The sequence below is a fragment of the Endozoicomonas sp. GU-1 genome, assembly GCF_027366395.1.
Classification (GTDB): Bacteria; Pseudomonadota; Gammaproteobacteria; order Pseudomonadales; family Endozoicomonadaceae; genus Endozoicomonas.
Window position 1 is genome coordinate 1,029,822 of record NZ_CP114771.1, and the last position, 18,374, is coordinate 1,048,195.

The window sequence follows — 18,374 nt, forward strand, 5'->3', positions numbered from 1 at the left end:
AAGGTTATAGAACAACCCCGGAAGATAAGCAAAACAAGTCAAAGATCCCCTTCGTTATGAAGATCAATAATATCACTCTCCGCCTGACGACTATCATCATTCCGGCTGGAAGCCAGCTGCTCCAGATAATGAGCATCAATATTACCGGCTACATAACAACCGTCAAACACGGAGCAATCGAAATCGTCAATGGCCTGATTAAGAGAAGAAACCGCTTTCTTAAGATCATCCAGATCCTGAAAAATCAGCTTATCAGCACCGATCAGTTCACAAACCTCCTGATCCGTACGACCATGGGCAATCAGTTCTTCCCGGGTTGGCATATCAATGCCGTATACATTGGGATAACGAATGGCAGGAGCCGCTGAACAGAAATACACCTTTTTGGCCCCGGCATCCCTGGCCATCTCAATAATCTGCTCACAGGTGGTGCCACGGACAATGGAATCATCCACCAGCAGCACATTCTTGCCGGCAAACTCCTGATGAATGGCATTCAGCTTCTGCCGCACAGACTTCTTGCGAATAGCCTGACCGGGCATGATAAAGGTCCGGCCAATATATCGATTCTTAACAAAACCTTCCCGATAAGGCAGACCCAGGCGGGTTGCCATCTCCAGGGCAGAGTTTCGACTGGTATCCGGAATGGGCATCACTACATCAATATCATGATCCGGCCATTCCCGGAGGATTTTATTGGCCAGCGTCTGCCCCATACGCAGACGGGACTGATAGACAAAAATACCATCCAGGCTGGAATCCGGGCGGGCCAGATACACGTACTCGAACATGCAGGGAGTGAGTTTACCGGGCACACACTGGAAAGTATGGAGCTGACGCTGCTCATCAATATAAATGGCTTCTCCCGGAGCAACATCACCCACCAGCTCAAAGTCCAGGGCATCAAGGGCCACCGATTCTGACGCCAGCATATACTCAGCACCGTTCTCAGTCTCCCGCTTACCATAGACCAGCGGCCGAATGCCATGGGGATCCCGGAAGCCAACCATGCCATGACCATTAATCAGGGCCACCACAGCAAAGCCACCTTCACAGCGCTGGTAAACACCGGTTACTGCGTTGAAAATATCTTCTGCCAGCGGTTTATGCTTACCTTCTTTTGCCAGTTCGTGGGCAAAAACATTCAGCAGGATTTCAGAGTCGGAGTGGGTATTAATGTGGCGGAGGTCACTGGCAAACAACGACTGTTTGATATCATCCGCATTGGTCAGGTTGCCGTTATGGGCTAAAGCGATGCCGTAAGGCGAGTTAACATAAAATGGCTGGGCTTCTGCTGAACTGGAAGTACCCGCCGTCGGGTATCGAACATGCCCAAGGCCGGAGCAGCCATTCAGCCGCTTCATATGACGGGTACGAAAGACATCCTTCACCAGCCCGTTATCTTTACGCAGGAAAAAGCGACCTTCATCAAGCGTCACCATCCCCGCAGCGTCCTGCCCCCTGTGTTGCAGCACAGTCAGCGCATCGAACAACAGCTGGTTAACATTCACCGTTGCCGAAATACCGACAATTCCACACATGCACTCATCCTCAGGATTGATCAGCTAATATCGTTATCGGAACTAATGATTAAAATTGCCTGTTCAATCACTTTAAACCCGTTTATCCCTGATAACGGAGAGCCTGAGATAATACGCTAAATCAGTGGATTACGAAAACCACAACTTTCCTTAAGACCAGCAAACTGCTAAAAAGTTTTTGCACAATACAGAACCAGTGACTATGGTTAATCTAGTTTAATTAGCTAGAAAGTCCCACCATGACAAAAGATTCAAACCAGATAACCGTTGGTATGCATGAAGCAAAAACCAGGCTCTCGGAATTAGTGCGCCTGGCTCTGGAAGAAAATGCCGACATTATCATTACCCAGCGTAAAAAGCCGGTCATGCGGCTGGTGCCATATACAACAGCCGCAGATAACAAGGGGCATGGGTTATTAAAGGGAAAGGTAGATAAGAGCATTACCGATACGTCGGTCGAGGTTAACGACAGCCCTTATTCAGGAATCTCAGAGCCATGCCACAGGACATCAAAAACACCCATGGAAACCCTGCGGGGATCGGTACTTTCCTATGATGACCCAACCGCCCCCGTTGCCGATGAAGACTGGGAGGCCAACCATTGATCGTCCTTGATACCCATATCCTGATCTGGTGGCTGTCCGGCTGCCATAAACTCAGTACAGCCGCACGTAATGCCATTGAACAGGAACAGAAAAACAACGGCTGCCTGATAGTATCCACCATCACCAGCTGGGAGATCGCCATGCTGGTCGACAGAGGTCGTCTGAATCTGACCATGGATCTGGATTCCTGGCTGGGATTGGCGCAGCAGGTGGATTCACTGTATTTCGAACCCTTAAGCAACAAGGTGGCCATTGAATCCACCCGATTACCTGGCCAGTTCCATAAAGACCCGGCAGACCGGATTATTGTCGCACTATCCAGATCATTAGCCGCACCACTGATAACTGCCGATGAGAAGATACTGACTTATTCTCATGTAAAAACCATCAGTTAGTCAGCTTTGCATCAACGGCCCCATAACATCAAAAACTGTCTGCTTGGACCAGTCAGCCAGCAGCATAAAATGGGGTAAAAGCACCGACTGCTGCCAGGCCTGATCCTGCTCCAGGGGAGCCAGCGTCATCAGGCCAACGAGAATCGTCACCAGTAAGCAGCCTCGCAAACCACCAAACGCCATGCCCAGAATACGGTCAGTCCCCGATAACCCTGTCGCCTGAACCAGTTCAGCAATAATACGATTAACCAGCGCACCCACCATCAGCGTTGCCACAAACAGCAAGGCACAGGCTGCCATTACCCGAACGGATGGAGTGGCTATGTAATCAGTCAATCGCTCTGACAGGGCACCACCAAACGACCAGGCAACAAAAATAGCGGCCAGCCACGTCAACAGGGAGAGAACCTCTTTAAAAAAACCGCGCTTTAAACTGATAAGCGCGGAGATGATAACAATACCGGCGATCAGCCAGTCGATCCAGGTGAAAGTCAATACCTAACTCCTTAACAAATAATGGAACCATGCTATGCTGGAGACTGTCTTACTACACGATAACTCTGTGGCTGATCAATAATACAGCAAACACTCTCTTTAACGACAGTAAGATAGCGCAGCAGCTAGTACATGGTTTCAATGAGTTTGACGTGTACAATCTCCGTTCACCCTGAGCGAAGTCGAATCTCCGTTCACCCTGAGCGGAGTCGAAGGGTGCTTGGCACGATCTATCAGAGTCCGGCGTTTCCGCCTTTAGGCCCTATGGGTCCTTCGACAGGCCCTCAGGATGAACAGGGTGTACGGGTATTAACGCTTTTCTGCACTGACTGAAATAATGGAGCCCACCCCATGAAGGATTTATACCAGACAGACTTTTACAGCTGGACTCAGCAACAGGCAGAACTGATACGCAGTGGCCGAATAGCCGAACTGGATCTTCATAACATTCTTGAGGAAATCGAGGGCATGGGCCGAAGTGACTACCGGGCGCTGCAATCCCGTCTGACAGTACTGCTGATGCACCTGCTGAAATGGCAATACCAACCAGACAAACGACTCACCGGCCATAGCTGGGAAAGCACCATCAAAGAACAGAGAAAACAGATACGCCGACTGTTAAGGGCTAACGCCGGCCTGAAGTCAAAAATTCCTGAAATGTTGCCTCTCGCCTACGAAGATGCAGTGGAAGATGCTCATGATGAAACCGGGATACCCACCTCATCATTTCCGAACCTGTGCCCATGGCGGTTTGAAGAGGTGATCGATGCTGATTTCAAACCCTGATCACCATTAAGGACAATAACTAAGCTGTTGGTTACTCATGCCACGAAATCACCTCAAACGGGCCGATAGACCTTCCGGTGCAGATTCCCCTCAGGTCGTCCTGCGGCTTTGAGCGACTCGACTACCTTCTTGACATCCTGCACCTGATCTTTATGTGCAACCAGAATGGCATCGTCGCTTTCTACCACAACAAGATCATTGACCCCAACCGTGGCAATCAGCTTTTTCTCACTGCGTACATAGCTATTGGTAGTATCCTGTAGCAGAACATCCCCCTGAACCGAGTTCCCCAGCTCATCCTGCTCAGAAATATCAGCAAGAGAAGACCAGGAACCAACATCAGACCATCCCGCATCCAACGGAACAACAACGGCATCCGTCGTTTTTTCCATCACCGCATAGTCGATAGAGTCATCCGGGCATGCCCTGAAGGCTTCTTCATCCAGCCGGATAAAATCAAGGTCAGGATTCTGAACCATCATCGCTTTTTCACAGGCTTCCAGAATATCTGGCCGGAACTGCTTCAGTTCCTCAAGATAACGGGAAGCTTTAAACAGAAACATGCCGGAGTTCCAGTAATAATCACCAGAAGTCAGATAGCCCCGGGCAGTCTCCTGATCCGGCTTCTCAACAAACTCTGCTACAGAGTAGATAGTTGTGAGTGATGTGTTGTGAGTCGGGGGTTCAGGCTCAGTCGTTTTATCACCTATTCCCTGATTACCAATTAACTTGTCACCCACCTTGATATAGCCATACCCCGTTTCCGGATGGGCAGGCACAATACCAAACGTCACCAGTTTACCTTCCATTGTCGTCGGCAGCGCTGCCTCAACCGCCCGATGAAACACCTTTTCATCCTGAATCACATGATCCGCCGCCAGCACCAGCAACACCGGCTCTTCCTGATGATCTCCGTACTCCAAAGCTTTTAAAGCCGCCAAAGCAACCGCAGGTGCCGTATTCCTGCCCACCGGCTCCAGAATAATCGCCTCGGCACTACGCCCCATCTGACGAAGCTGTTCCGCCACCAGAAAACGATGATCCTCATTGGCAATCACCACCGGAGCACCCGCAGCAGCCAGACCATCAAGCCGGGCCACGGTGCTCTGAAACATCGTCTGATCATTGACCAGTGGCAGAAACTGCTTCGGATACAGAGCCCTGGACTGAGGCCAGAGGCGACTGCCACAACCGCCGGATATTATTATAGGTATTAAGTTCATAGATGTTTTGGGTTGTGAGTTATAAAGCAAGGCTCAAAAATATAAGACCTTCATCATCGTATCCAACTCTGCCGATACAACCCATGTATCTTATCACAGTGAAAATTTTCCAGGGCGGGTAAACTGGTTAGGAGGAAAGCTCAGGTAAAAATCATGAAACCAAGCATCCTGCGAGAGCTTCAGACGCATATTGAGTGCTCATCGCTGCCTTTTCTGCTTCCTCTTCAGACCATTGTGACCACTACATTGGCAATTTCTTGAGTAAAGCACAATCTCAGAGGCACTTATTTAGCCTAAGTTATCTTAACCCAACAAGAAGAATTACATGGGATCAAAACACCAAACCTGATAATATCCTCTAGCACATAATCATTGTTAGGATTTACTCTTGTGTGAAAACAGTATGGTATACATCAAATACATACAAGCCACATCCATAGTCTATTCATCAGCACTGCTTTCAGTGAAGATTTTTAGTGATACTTGGATATAGATAATCTCAATGATTAAAAGTCAACAGTCATTTCCAGATGGTGTCGTTATACAATGTATGTTCTGCAACTTTGCCACGACTACAAAGCCCCCTTTTTAAGCGTTGCTACACAATATGCATCATTGTTCCAGAATACCCCTTATAAAGTAGTCACTGTATTTATAAAAGGTAAGGAAGATAGCTCAGTTGTCAGTGCCTGTAACTCCCACGAAGTCATCTTTCTAGACTATGAGTCTAAAGAAATACGTGGGCTAAAAAAAGGCCCTATCTCAGATATAAAAAAACTGAATGAGAAATATAAATTTAGATTTGCAATAGCCCATAGATATAAGGCCCTATACATCGCCACTCATTTAAAGGGCTTGTTTTGTATCGGTATCCACCATATAAGAGATGATTACAGACGGTTAACACGCAGAATCTATGTCTATCGTCATCGCAAACAAATAGCTTTGCTTGGTGTATCAAAGGCGGTGCGGGATAACATCAGACACTACCTGCCCTTCATGGATAAGAAAAGTATCTCATACCTTTACAACAGCTTGGACTTTGGAAGGGTTAGGGAAGAGCAGCTAAAACAAAATGAGGCAAGATCTGAGTTAGGCATAGGTGAAAAGGGGTTTATTTTCGGAACCGTTGGTAGGCTTCATGCCGACAAAGACCAGGCAACAATGATCAGAGGCTTTAACATGATCAAAGATGTTCTACCTGAAGCATCTCTGGTCATCATAGGCGCAGGTCCTCTGGAAGATGCTTTAAAAAAGCAAGTACACGACCTGGGTCTCGAAAATCGAGTGAAGTTTTTAGGTCGAATCCCTAACGCTTATCGCTATTTAAAAGCATTGGATTGCTTTTTGTTGTCATCAGTTCGTGAAGGTCTGCCTATTGCATTGTTAGAGGCTTATGCAGCCGAGCTGCCATCCATAGTAAGTCGATGTGATGGTAATGAAGAGGCCAATGAAGGTGTTGGAGAGATTTTTGATATTGGCGATGAGCAAGGACTGTCGAACGCCATGAAGAGGTACTTTGCTCTCAATCAGAAGCATAGGGAGCAAATCATTTTCAAAATAAATGAAAAAATCACAGCAAATTTTACTTCTGCTTCTGTGAAAACTGCATTCTGGGCACAGCCATTTATGGAAAAATATAAATAAATTAATGATCTAGTTAAGAATGCACATAAGCCTTAGAGTGCAGTCAGCCTCCACCTAAGGCTTTAACGATGCACAGAAGTCTTAAGGCTGATGAAACCCTGTCTCGTCAATGATAAATCCTTTTGACTCTGAGCCGTGAGGTACAAAATTTATTTTAGTTTGCCCATCCCAAAATGCCTTTTCACCACGTGACTTGTGCAACCACGTACTGGATTTAAAGTTCATGAAATGAAGATAGAGAAACTCTTTGTCACCATCTTCACTGTTTGTTAACTTACCCTCCTTCCAATACCACCGAGTAGGATGATCCCAGGAACCATTCCACCAATTCTTTGGAAATAACACTGTACTGTACTGTTCTTTGAAGTAATTATTTCTTTGATACGAACTAGCCAAGCTATAGAGGCGTCTTGCCCAGTTCGGGTATTTTTTATGGCGAAGAAACACTTTGGAATATTTTGATTCATCAATACCAATATGCTCCTTTTTCTCCATCAGCTCTTGCCAATTATCAATTTTACGAAATGCATTCCTCATAAACTCTGTATTCTTAAAAATACAAAGATGCCCTGACAGGCGATCCCAATGAGATGAGATGCAATTATATTCCAAAATCTTATCGGTATAAAAATCCCTTATATTGCCGTATATAACATCGATATCTCCAAAACCATAGCTATGGTAAGAAACAATTTCTTGATCGTGAATATAACCAAGGGCAGGCTTTATATCACAAAGTTTGTAAGGATTATCGGGATTGAAATTTATTCCCAGTTTGTCTGAAACTAACTGTTTGTACTCTTTGAAAGACAAACTATAAAATTCAACATTTGGATAAATCCCTTTAGGAGGTTCACAATCAGTATAGAAAATCCAGTTAACAGTTGGATTCCACTTGCACGACTCAAGAAATAATGAAAACCATTCAGGCCACCGACCAAAGTATGGAATAACGATTACAATACTATTCACACAAAACCTTAAACTTATAGAGTATTAATACATTTTATTTTTTACTGCCGTTTTTTACAATCGCCAGAATCCTTACTGAGCACATAAATATGGTCAGATTTATTATTAACAAAGCTATTCAGCACCAGCCAGCCATTGTTCTCCAAACGAGTAAGATCATCTGATTTTCGCTTTGCATAATAAACAAGATAATCTATCGAAGCTTCAGCACCATTATTTCCGTAAAAAATGGTTCGTTCATAGCTGCCATTAATTAAATAGTTTAAAATCTTATGATTCGTACCGATCGTACCACAACCCGTTAAATTAGCGTTTGCCCAATATGCAGCATCCTTAAAAAATACTTTCTCTGTTTTATTAAAGCTAACAACACTATCAATGAATGATGCAAAAATCAGAAAAGCAACAATACTGGATTTCAGTCTATTTCTTTTAAATGAAAATGTTTCAGAAATCACACACACCAAAGGAATCAGCATCAATAATGATGTATAAAAAACATAACGTGTTACCACAAAGTATTTAACAAGCACAAAAGCAGCCAATGGAATAATGGAAACAAGCGTCATCATCAAAACAACATTATTATTTCTATACCACTCTATGATTGGTTTAACATGCAGCAGTAATAACAGCAAATAGAATTTACCAATGGCACCTAACACTTCTACAAACAGAATGCTCAACAACCCAGCAACAACAAAAAGTACTGAGTAATCATCTCCGTATTCTGATAGAAACTGCTCTTTAATCAGACCTGCTCCTGACAACAAGCCGGTTATTAGAGAAGAAATATCCAAGTAGAGATATACATCCTGAACGAGCTTTGAAGAAGAAAAAAATAAAAACCCTATAATAAATGCCGTAACCAGTAGTGAGCATGGAATTAAAAACCATATAACCAGGTTCCGTAAACTGATACCTTTCAGCTGGGCTGCAATAAAAAATAAAAAATACGAGGCAACAAAAACAACCCCTTCGACCCGAAAAAAAGTTGCAAATATTGAGCATAATATAGCAATGAGAAAAAACTTTGGGCTTTTATTCCTGATTGATACCAACAAATAGTAAAAACCTGCCATCATGAAAGCCCAAAAGCCATGATCGCGTATTATCATATCTCGATAGTTGTTAAAAACAGCTGCACAAAGAATTATTACTGCACCACAAAAAATAGCTCTCTTATCATTTGAAATCAGTGATACTATTCTAAGAAAATAAAAGATAACAACTGCATCAAACACCGCAGAGAAAAAATAGAAAGAGATTTCAAGCGGAATGCGAGTCAACCAATGAAATGAGGCTGCAATAATTGAATAAAAAGGCCAGCTATAAATCGAAAATGCAGAAGACGCACCACTTTTTAAATACTCCTGAGCCAATTCGAGATACAAATAACCATCAGGGTTAATTAAATCATCCTGATATATTAAATAAACACTCAATAGACAGGAAGCAATTACCGAAAACATATAAATATGTTTTTCTTCATATCCATTACGACCAATAATAAGACTCGACGGTTTCTTCATAATCTGTATCTTTTTAAAAATATATTATAGAAAGAGGATTTTTTGTTATAGAGATCAGCTATTAACTTCATGATCAACTATAGGTCAAAGTAACCAGCTCAGGGGAAAATTACTTAGCCTCGAATTCCGCAAGCACTTGCGATAGATAATCTTAGTTCAAAGCCGCTTTTTTCTGATTGCGCATAAGGCCAGTCTTAAACGTTTTACAGTTGTTTAGAAAATTAACTGCGATATGCCTGAATCGCACCAGAATCTATGCAGCTTTATCTCTTCAGATTTTGCAATCATCTTCATTCATTGCATTTGAGTAGACCGTGGGAACTTCCCCCACAGCACTGTGTCGAAGGAGCCACCAATTGTAGCTCCAACTCTTTCAGATCCCGGTGTGCGGATTTCCCGCACCGGGCTCTTCGATATTTGACTTACAGCACCAGCATGGATTGCATTCTCCAGAAGGGAATACTTATCCTTGGCCTCAGTAACGGCATGACCTGTTTGAGCCGGTTGAACATCTCCCAAATCACCTTTCCTGACACAGCGGGCTTTTTGTAAAGCACATTGTTGACCACAAGGGGGCACGATAAAATCATCAAACACTACCGGAAAGGAGGAAGTCGGTGAACCTGAACAATTCAAAAGGTATGGCCGAATTAATCCGGCGTTTTCACCATTTACTGAAAGTTGCCCCCTTTCTGGAAGGCATCAATAACGAAAACGAATATCAACAGGCCCTTGATGTTACGGAACTTTTGTACAGAACCATCGGCGATAACCCGAATGATCCCAGAAATCTCCTTCTGGACATGATCGCCCAGAAAATAGAACGCTATGAATACCAGACAGACCCGGTGCTTTCCCAGTGGGACCAACAGGATGGTGCAATTGCCCTGATCAAAGTATTAATGCGCCAGCATGGCCTGACTCAGGCCGAACTACCTGAGATCGGCAGTCAGGGTGTTGTTTCGGAAGTATTAAACAGCAAGCGACCGCTGAACCTGCGGCAGATACAAAGCCTAGCTGAACGGTTTGATTTGCCGGTGACTCTTTTTATGGAGCATGAGGGGGGTGATTGCCGTTAGCCGTTTCCCGTAAAAGAAAAGACTAAAGCTTCTACGGGTAACGGGTACGATCTTTTACGGGCAAAGGGTACGATCTTTCAAGAAACTTCATCCTTGACCGCCCAATGCCCCGGATGCCGATAAAGCCAATCCACCACCTTACTGCTGGGCGCATAACCATTCACATAGCGCAACAACAACTCCCGGGTAATACTATAGCGGTGCTCTTTCAAGCTCTCGATCATCTCAGACAGAACAACCTTCAGCTGCTCCCAGTCCAGCAACTCCTCAAAGGCCCGGCTGATACGGGGGTGAATGGTGCCCTCGATGTTATCGCCGATCAACAGCTCTTCATACAACTTCTCGCCAGGGCGAAGGCCGGAAAAACGGATTTCAATATCCCCGTCCGGGTGTAATTCATCCTTTAAAGACAAGCCAGAAAGGGAGATCATCCGTTTTGCCAGATCGACAATTTTCACCGGCTCCCCCATATCCAGTACAAACACATCGCCCCCCTGCCCCATGGCACCGGCCTGAATCACCAGCTGGGCGGCTTCCGGAATGGTCATAAAATAGCGGTTAATTTCCGGATGAGTCACCGTAACCGGCCCGCCGGTACGGATCTGCTCCCGGAACAGGGGAATTACCGAACCGCTGGAACCCAGCACATTACCAAACCGAACCATGGTAAAACGGGTATTATTGGGAATCACCGTGCCCGGCGTGGACCCGAACAGCTCCGGCTGAAACAGCCGGATCTGTTGCTCATTACTCAAGGCCTGCAACACCATTTCCGCCAGGCGCTTGGAGGCACCCATCACATTGGTGGGCCGCACCGCCTTATCGGTGGAGATCAGCACAAACTGCTTCACTCCCGCCAAAATGGCCGCCTGTGCAGTATAAAGCGTACCCATCACATTATTCCGCAACCCCTGGGAGACGTTATACTGAACCAGTGGCACATGCTTGTAGGCGGCAGCATGGTAAAGGGTCTCGACCTGGTAGGAGTTCATGACATCCAGCAAACGCACCGGGTCATTAATCGACCCTAACACCGAAATCACCTTAATATCCAACCCCAGCGTGCGGATGGTACCCTGCAGTTCCTGATCAATGGTGTAAAGGTTAAACTCCGAGTGCTCCAACAGCACCAGCATTTTCGGCTTTCTGACAAGTGCCTGTCGAGCCATCTCGGAGCCGATGGAACCACCGGCACCGGTGACCATCACCACCTGGTCAACAATATCCTGTTCCACCAGTTCGGCAATGGGGGCTACTTCATCCCGGCTCAGCACATCGCCAATATCCACTTCCATAATCTCCTGCACCCGCGCCCGGCCACTGGCCAAGTCCTGAATACCGGGCATGGTTTTAATGGGCAGGCCATAGGTTTCCAGATGCCGGACAATCTCCCGACGCCGCTGACGACTGGCCGATGGAACGGCCAGCAGCACCTCTTGGGCACCGGTTTGCAAAATAAGACGGTCCAGTGCATCCGGGGCAAATACACGACAACCCGCGATGGTTCGCCCCCGTAGGCGAATATCGTCGTCGATAAAAGCCACCGGACGAAACTCCCTGGAATGCTCCAGTGCCTCAACCAGCTGGTTACCGGCCTCACCGGCACCATAAACCGCCACCGGCTGACCCCGCAGCTCATGACTCTTGGCTTGGGGCAACTTAATGGAGGCAAAAAGAATATCCCGCAACCGGAAGCCCCGCAGCCAGAAGCGAACCCCGTATCGACTTACCCCCAAAAACAGAGCCGACAACAGCCAGTACAACACCGGTACACTGCGAGGTACAGGAACCCCAAACAAGGTAATGGCCACAGTCAGCATCAGAAAAGAAAGGAAACTGGCCCTCAGGATAATAAACGACACATGCTGCCCCATATAGCGCAGCAGTGCACGATACAAGCCGAGGCAGTAGAAGACCGGCAAAGAAATGACCGAAGCCAACAGCCCGGAGATATAAAAGGAATTGAGATAGCTGGGCATAAAATCCTCATAGCCCAGGCGCAAATAGAAGGCACCGAACAGGGCTAGCCAGACTATTAGCAGGTCTACCACCAGCATGGTGAGGGTTTTCTGTTTTCTGGATAATTTGAGTAGTTTTTCTCTCATGTTCAGCCTTTGGCTGTGTTTCCGTTGTCCGTGCCTGTTGTCCGAAAAAGACAAGCTTCAGGAAGCAGGATGTGAAAGTTTGTCTAAGTTACAGATGGGGAATAAATCAATCTTTGGCTGAGCTACTGCACGTTATCCGCAAGATATGAGTAACGCTTTTATGGGCTGCGGGGTCGGGTAACAGGAATCGACGCTCAACGCACCCGATCACCCTGTCCACTTCCTGTTACCGTCATGAAAATATATTTAAAATAATTCCGAACAGTTAAGGTTTTAATCATCTGGCCATCAGTTTCAGCAAGCAGCACAGGGGTAGACATATCAATCTGGTTAACCTGGGCTAAACCTGTAATACCAGGCAGTACATCATAAACACCCAGTGTATCTCTGGCGGCAATCAACTCTTCCTGATTGAAAAGATTGGGGCGTGGGCCCACCAGGCTCATGTCGCCTTTTAGCACATTCCAGAGTTGAGGGAGTTCATCCAGTTTTGTCTTTCGCAAAAAACGCCCCAATGGCGTGATAGAGGATGATGAAGCCAGGTGGCTGGCAACAGAAACCGTATTGACCTGCATAGTGCGAAACTTCACTAAGGTAAAAGGCTGTTTGTTTTTACCTACCCGTTCTTGGCAAAAAAGTGGAGAACCTGTGTCGAACAGGCCAAAAATATAGATGGTCAGTAGAGCAGGCAACCCAAAAACGAGGCCCAGAAAAGCAAAAACAAAATCAAATAAACGTATCACGTTATTCCTTACTTTTAAGATAGCTGGCTATAGTGGTATCGATTCCCTGCTGCACCGTGAACGCCGGCACCCAATTCAGCAAATTTCTAGCCTTACTAGAGTCAATTTGCAAATTCCCCACTAAACGGTCAACCACCTCCCCCTTACCAGCGATACTGCCGACAACCTGAAGCAAAAAGGCAGGTATAGGCACTAAACGAGGTGGCCGACCCAGTGAGGCTCTCATCATGTCCAGCAATGTCCGCAGTGAAAGGTCTTCACCGTCACACACCAGGAATGTTTGATTAGCGGCACTGGGGTGATCAATGCATTGAATGATGAAGTCAACCAGATTTCCCACATAAATCATACTGCGTTTGTTGTTTATCACACCAAAAGGTAATGGTATTGCTGTGTCGGCAAGCTTCATCAGATTGAGAAAGTTTGCCCTTACACCAGCACCATAAACCAGGGGTGGCCGGATAATAACAACTTCCATGCCTGTTTCAGCGGCAATAATCCGTAACCCGTCTTCTGCCTCTTTTTTGGAGATGCCGTACGGGTCGTGAACTTCGCAGGTGAGAGACTCAGTAAACGGTTGCAGACCGGACGTTGTCTCTCCGTTAACCTTTATCGAGCTGACAAAAATAAAACGTTTTACCCCTGCGGCGGCTGCCTGCCGGGCAAGATTTAGTGTACCCGCTACATTTACCAAACGGTATTCTGGTAACGGATCAGCGGCCTCATCGCCCATAATATGCGCCCGGGCAGCAAGGTGAATGATGATATCAATTCCCTGTAGAGCCACTGACCAATTGGTAGTATCGTTAATTACGCCAACTGCGACAGCATGTTGGTCGCAAGACTTAGGGAGATGGCGAAAGGCAGACCTGTAATTGAGAGAGCAATCTTGCAGCTGAGCAAGAAGAGCATGACCAACAAAACCACTGGCACCAGTAACTAGAAGAGTCAATTGAAATACTCAAATAATGGGTAGAAAGACAATCTCTTGTAAATGAAAATTGAGTACTGCTTCAAGCTGACAACTGTTCAATAATTTTGTCAGCTGCACTGGTTACAGAAAAAGAATCCATTAATAGTTTGCAGGCATTTATACCTGCTCTTTCCCGCAAAGCCGGATCATTGGCAAGCAACAATGCATTTTCTAAAAATGCTTTATCATCTCCATTAACAGTAACAAACCCAGAACCAGAGTCATGTATAAAGTCAATAACATCATTACCAGCATTGATACTTCCCAAAATAGGTAATGACTGAACCATGTAGCCAAGCAGTTTACCAGGAAAATTATGAGCGGAGTGTTTATTTGATAGTGAGAATAACCCCACATCAACAGCAGACAGAATCTGTTGATACTCATCCTGTGAAACAGAAGGAATTAAAGTCACATTTTCCAGATTCCAGTCAATCTTCAGTTGAGTCACTAGTTCGTACTCATCTCCCTGACCAACTAATAGAAAATGAACATGTTGATGATTCCAAAGGCCTTTAGCAAGCCGCATAAGATTGGCCATATCCTGAGCATGACCAATATTACCACCATAGAAAAAGATAACTTTTTCATCTATACCTAACTCTGTAAGAAATAACCTTGCAGATTCAGAGTACGTCACTGGTTTCGCCACAGTCCAGTTCATCAGCACAGTCAAATTCACTGGCTTTGGATACATCTTTGTAAAAACATTAACATTTGCCGGTGATTGCACAGCAATGCAATCAGAAACCCGATAATTAAAGTGTTCAAAAAAACGCAAATAGCGAGAAGCCAACGAGTGCTCAGAAATCATTCCTTCATCAATGATCCATTGAGGGAAAAAATCACGAAGTACAAGATAGATATATGCCCCATGAGCTTTCAAAAAATAGGCTAATGGACCAAAAAAAATAGTTGGAGAGTAATTAACACATAAATCAAACGGTTCAAGCCTTACCAAATGTTTAATTGCTTGGTATGCCCGGAAAGATAGTAGAGTCTCATTAATAGCTCTTTGAACATTTCCCAGGCCACGAGTTGGTTTACTGCGAAATCGCCAGACCTCGACACCATCAATATGATCCATCATCACTGGCTTTGGTTGATGCCATACTCCAGGAGTTATAACGACTACCTTATGGCCACGGTTGACAAACTCAACCGCCAGATCATGTAGCATTTTGGCGTGACTTCTTGTACTTTCAGGCAGATAATCATCAGGTAGTAGTGCTATTCGCAATTATTGCTTTCTCCAGATGACTTTATTGACATAGTCCGTATAGCTCATAATGGTACGTACAACTTTTTCAGAAACGTTTGGAGCGATATAGTCATCCACGACAGAAATTATACGATTATCACCACGCCCCTGATCTGCAAGTATATCAATCGCATTAAAAATACGATCAATATTCATACCTGTAAACATCACCGCCCCTTCCTCAAATCCTTCTGGCCTTTCTTGAGCATCACGGATATTTATGGCAGGAAAGTTCAAGATTGAGGATTCTTCCGTAATTGTACCACTGTCACTTAAAACAACCTTTGCATTCATCTGGAGTTTAATGTAATCACTGAATCCTAATGGTTTCATAAGTCTGACCAGTGGATGAAATGTTAAATCCAATGATTCTATCTTTTTGCGTGTTCTTGGATGGGTTGAAACAATAATTGGCAAGCTAAATTGATCTGCGATTGCAGAAAGAGCATTCACATAATCGTGTAAATTACGATCTGAATCTATATTTTCTTCACGATGCACACTGACCAGAAAGTACTGATCAGTAGCTATATCCAGTCTTTTCAAAACATCAGAGCATTCGATCTTGTTTTTATAGTAATGCAATACCTCATCCATGGGACTACCGGTTTTGATAATCAGATCCGGACGCACCCCTTCTCGAAGAAGATATTCACGGGCAATGTCACTATACGGTAGGTTCACATCAGAGATGTGATCGACAATTTTTCGATTTATTTCTTCTGGCACTCGCAAATCAAAACAGCGATTACCTGCCTCCATATGAAAAATCGGTATTTTGCGGCGTTTGGCTGGAATTGCTGACATGGCACTATTTGTATCCCCTAAAATCAGTAAAGCATCAGGATGATACTGTTGAAATACTTCATCAGATTTCGCAATTACTTGTGCAATAGTTTCAGCTGCACTACTACCAGCACACTCAAGAAATACATCAGGAGCTCGCACTCCAAGATCATCAAAAAAAATCTGATTTAGCTCGTAATCATAATTCTGGCCAGTATGAACTAACAAATGTTCACAGTAGAGATCCAACTTGGCAATGGTTCGGGACAGCCTAATAATTTCAGGCCGTGTTCCCACAATTGTCATTACTTTAAGTCTATTCATACCTACAGAAATACTCGATATATTCACTATGCATTTTTTCAATCAGCTCAGGCCATGACGGTGGGACAAAACCTAACACTGAACGTAAAGCATCCGAATTAAGACTTCGGTCAATTATTAATTCGGAACACTCTTGAACATCTGTCGACAAACCATATTTATCTTTTACAAGTAACAATAAGGAATACTTGTCAATCGGGTTGACACTCAGATGATATACACCGGAAAAATCAGGGTTCGTAAAAATGTACTTTTCAACGAACTCGGCAATAAAGCATGTGGGCATACCTGAAAAGCAAGCTCGAGAAAAGCCCTTAACACATATTTGCTGACGTAGAAACCAATCTACGAGACTGTTGTTTGAGTTTAACTCATGCCCAATAATGGAAGTTCTCAGGGTTAAATGGCCGTCATAGCCAACTTCTCCCAATAGTTTTGAGCGCCCATAAATATCAACAGCATCTGGTACATCCTGCTCTCTGTAGCCACCCAACTCACCACTAAATACACAATCGGTAGAAAAATGTACAAGCTTACTACCAGATAAACTGCACAACTGAGCCAGCTTGTGTGGGAGGAGACTATTAATCTCTATAGCAGGTATTGGTAATTTTGACTCTGAAAGCTGTTTGATTAACCCGATGCAATTGAATACATAATCAGGAGATTCTTCGGACAACACCCTGGTCAGGATTTGCTCATCCAAAACATCTACGCCAGAGACAATATTATTAAACCCCATTTTAGCAAGCTGGGTTCTAACGTGCTCGGACCGAACAGTGCCCAAAACTTCGGCATTGGTATATTTGGTAAAATACCGATGCAAACTTCCGCCCAACATACCGTTGGCACCTAGTATCAGTAGTTTTTTACTCATCAGGCTGTGCTTGTTCACCGGCAGCAATTTTCTGCATAAAATCCAGTTTTAGTAATAATTTTTTCATTCCCTTAACATCCAGCTGCTCAGTGTTATGGGAGTTATAGTCTTCAACACCTGATAATTCCCGTGACCCTTCATCAAAATACTTTTCATAATTCAGGTCACGATTATCTGCAGGTATGCGGTAGTACTCTCCCTGATCTTCTGCTGCCAACATCTCTTCACGGCTGCACAGAGCTTCATACAGTTTCTCACCATGTCGAGTCCCTATAATCCTGATTGGATGCTGTGGGATTTCCATCAACTGCAAAATAGCTCGGGCAAGAACATTGATGGTGGCTGCAGGAGCTTTTTGTACAAAAATATCACCATTCCTGCCATACAAAAAGGCATGAATCACCAGATCTACTGCATCATCCAGTGTCATCATAAATCGCGTCATCGAAGGGTCTGTAATAGAAATCGGTTGATCATTATTGATCTGATCTACAAACAGAGGAATAACAGAACCTCGTGAAGCCATGACATTGCCATAACGAGTCGTGCAGATCATGGTACCATCAGGAACATTTCGTGATTTGGCAACAACTACTTTCTCCATCATAGCTTTGGATATACCCATGGCATTAATGGGATAGACGGCTTTATCTGTACTCAAGCAAACAACACGGGAAACGCTATTGGCAATAGCTGCCTCAAGAACATTCTCTGTACCTAAGACATTGGTCTTAACGGCTTCCAATGGATAGAACTCACAGGAGGGAACTTGTTTTAACGCAGCAGCATGATAAACATAATCAACACCACGCAAAGCACTGTGGATACTCTGATAATCCCGGACATCACCAATATAAAACTTTAACTTTTGACTTCCATATCTTTTACGCATATCGTCTTGCTTTTTTTCATCCCTTGAAAATATGCGTATTTCACCAATATCACTATCTAAAAAACGTTTTAAAACAGCATTACCAAAAGAGCCAGTCCCTCCGGTAATGAGAAGCACCTTATCTGGAAACACAAAAAT

General features: G+C 44.5%; 17 protein-coding genes. 5 read left to right on the plus strand and 12 right to left on the minus strand.

The genetic code is table 11. The features are described 5' to 3' along the window. Nucleotides 1-38: 38 nt before the first annotated feature. Nucleotides 39-1,541 carry an amidophosphoribosyltransferase gene (gene purF / locus O3276_RS04000; RefSeq protein ID WP_269674476.1) on the minus strand — a complete coding sequence of 501 codons (1,503 nt, stop codon included), beginning with the start codon at nucleotides 1,539-1,541 and terminating at the stop codon, nucleotides 39-41. A 239-nt stretch (nucleotides 1,542-1,780) separates the two neighbouring features. On the opposite strand from purF, the gene O3276_RS04005 reads away from it, so the two are divergent. Both O3276_RS04005 and O3276_RS04010 read left to right on the plus strand, forming a co-directional pair. Then, nucleotides 1,781-2,146, plus strand: a complete 366-nt coding sequence (locus O3276_RS04005; RefSeq protein WP_269674477.1) for a type II toxin-antitoxin system Phd/YefM family antitoxin — start codon at nucleotides 1,781-1,783, stop codon at nucleotides 2,144-2,146. Continuing rightward, complete coding sequence (locus tag O3276_RS04010; protein WP_269674478.1) at nucleotides 2,143-2,541, plus strand: type II toxin-antitoxin system VapC family toxin; 399 nt, start codon at nucleotides 2,143-2,145, stop codon at nucleotides 2,539-2,541. The genes O3276_RS04005 and O3276_RS04010 overlap by 4 nt, the downstream gene beginning before the upstream one ends. Here the strand turns inward: O3276_RS04010 and O3276_RS04015 are convergent, their stop codons facing one another. Next, the gene (locus tag O3276_RS04015; protein ID WP_269674479.1) at nucleotides 2,542-3,036 is read right to left on the minus strand and encodes a CvpA family protein; all 495 of its coding nucleotides are present in this window, start codon (nucleotides 3,034-3,036) and stop codon (nucleotides 2,542-2,544) included. It abuts the gene before it with no gap. Between the two features lie 351 nt (nucleotides 3,037-3,387). Between O3276_RS04015 and O3276_RS04020 the strand changes: the two genes are divergently transcribed. After that, the gene (locus tag O3276_RS04020) at nucleotides 3,388-3,822 is read left to right on the plus strand and encodes a DUF29 domain-containing protein (RefSeq protein WP_269674480.1); all 435 of its coding nucleotides are present in this window, start codon (nucleotides 3,388-3,390) and stop codon (nucleotides 3,820-3,822) included. 53 nt (nucleotides 3,823-3,875) lie between these two features. Here O3276_RS04020 and O3276_RS04025 read toward each other — a convergent pair whose 3' ends face one another. After that, a complete protein-coding gene (locus O3276_RS04025) occupies nucleotides 3,876-5,045 on the minus strand; it encodes a mannose-1-phosphate guanylyltransferase/mannose-6-phosphate isomerase (RefSeq protein WP_269674481.1) in 1,170 nt (389 codons plus the stop codon). Nucleotides 5,046-5,591: 546 nt separating this feature from the next. On the opposite strand from O3276_RS04025, the gene O3276_RS04030 reads away from it, so the two are divergent. Further along, nucleotides 5,592-6,692, plus strand: coding sequence for a glycosyltransferase (locus tag O3276_RS04030; protein WP_269674482.1), 1,101 nt, complete (start codon nucleotides 5,592-5,594; stop codon nucleotides 6,690-6,692). An 81-nt stretch (nucleotides 6,693-6,773) separates the two neighbouring features. Here O3276_RS04030 and O3276_RS04035 read toward each other — a convergent pair whose 3' ends face one another. Continuing rightward, entirely contained in the window at nucleotides 6,774-7,664 is an 891-nt protein-coding gene (locus tag O3276_RS04035; RefSeq protein ID WP_269674483.1) for a DUF6625 family protein, read from the minus strand. Nucleotides 7,665-7,705: 41 nt separating this feature from the next. Beyond that, nucleotides 7,706-9,196, minus strand: a complete 1,491-nt coding sequence (locus tag O3276_RS04040; RefSeq protein ID WP_269674484.1) for a glycosyltransferase family protein — start codon at nucleotides 9,194-9,196, stop codon at nucleotides 7,706-7,708. A gap of 617 nt (nucleotides 9,197-9,813) precedes the next feature. Here O3276_RS04040 and O3276_RS04045 point away from each other — a divergent pair. Beyond that, nucleotides 9,814-10,275 carry a helix-turn-helix domain-containing protein gene (locus O3276_RS04045; RefSeq protein WP_269674485.1) on the plus strand — a complete coding sequence of 154 codons (462 nt, stop codon included), beginning with the start codon at nucleotides 9,814-9,816 and terminating at the stop codon, nucleotides 10,273-10,275. Nucleotides 10,276-10,352: 77 nt separating this feature from the next. On the opposite strand, the gene O3276_RS04050 is transcribed toward O3276_RS04045, so the two are convergent. The 7 genes from O3276_RS04050 to O3276_RS04080 form a co-directional block, all read right to left on the minus strand. Beyond that, nucleotides 10,353-12,380 carry a polysaccharide biosynthesis protein gene (locus tag O3276_RS04050; protein WP_269674486.1) on the minus strand — a complete coding sequence of 676 codons (2,028 nt, stop codon included), beginning with the start codon at nucleotides 12,378-12,380 and terminating at the stop codon, nucleotides 10,353-10,355. A gap of 194 nt (nucleotides 12,381-12,574) precedes the next feature. Beyond that, a complete protein-coding gene (locus O3276_RS04055) occupies nucleotides 12,575-13,123 on the minus strand; it encodes a sugar transferase (RefSeq protein ID WP_269674487.1) in 549 nt (182 codons plus the stop codon). Nucleotide 13,124: 1 nt separating this feature from the next. Continuing rightward, on the minus strand, nucleotides 13,125-14,075 hold the full coding sequence (locus tag O3276_RS04060; protein WP_269674488.1) for a UDP-glucose 4-epimerase family protein: 951 nt from the start codon (nucleotides 14,073-14,075) through the stop codon (nucleotides 13,125-13,127). A 61-nt stretch (nucleotides 14,076-14,136) separates the two neighbouring features. After that, nucleotides 14,137-15,336 carry a glycosyltransferase family 4 protein gene (locus O3276_RS04065; protein WP_269674489.1) on the minus strand — a complete coding sequence of 400 codons (1,200 nt, stop codon included), beginning with the start codon at nucleotides 15,334-15,336 and terminating at the stop codon, nucleotides 14,137-14,139. Beyond that, complete coding sequence (gene wecB / locus O3276_RS04070) at nucleotides 15,337-16,467, minus strand: non-hydrolyzing UDP-N-acetylglucosamine 2-epimerase (protein WP_269674490.1); 1,131 nt, start codon at nucleotides 16,465-16,467, stop codon at nucleotides 15,337-15,339. Further along, nucleotides 16,460-17,344, minus strand: a complete 885-nt coding sequence (locus tag O3276_RS04075; RefSeq protein ID WP_269674491.1) for a dTDP-4-dehydrorhamnose reductase family protein — start codon at nucleotides 17,342-17,344, stop codon at nucleotides 16,460-16,462. Before O3276_RS04075 ends, wecB begins: the two co-directional genes overlap by 8 nt. After that, nucleotides 17,337-18,368 (minus strand): polysaccharide biosynthesis protein, encoded by a 1,032-nt coding sequence (locus O3276_RS04080; protein ID WP_269674492.1) that lies wholly within the window; start codon nucleotides 18,366-18,368, stop codon nucleotides 17,337-17,339. The genes O3276_RS04075 and O3276_RS04080 overlap by 8 nt, the downstream gene beginning before the upstream one ends. Between the last annotated feature and the right edge of the window lie 6 nt (nucleotides 18,369-18,374).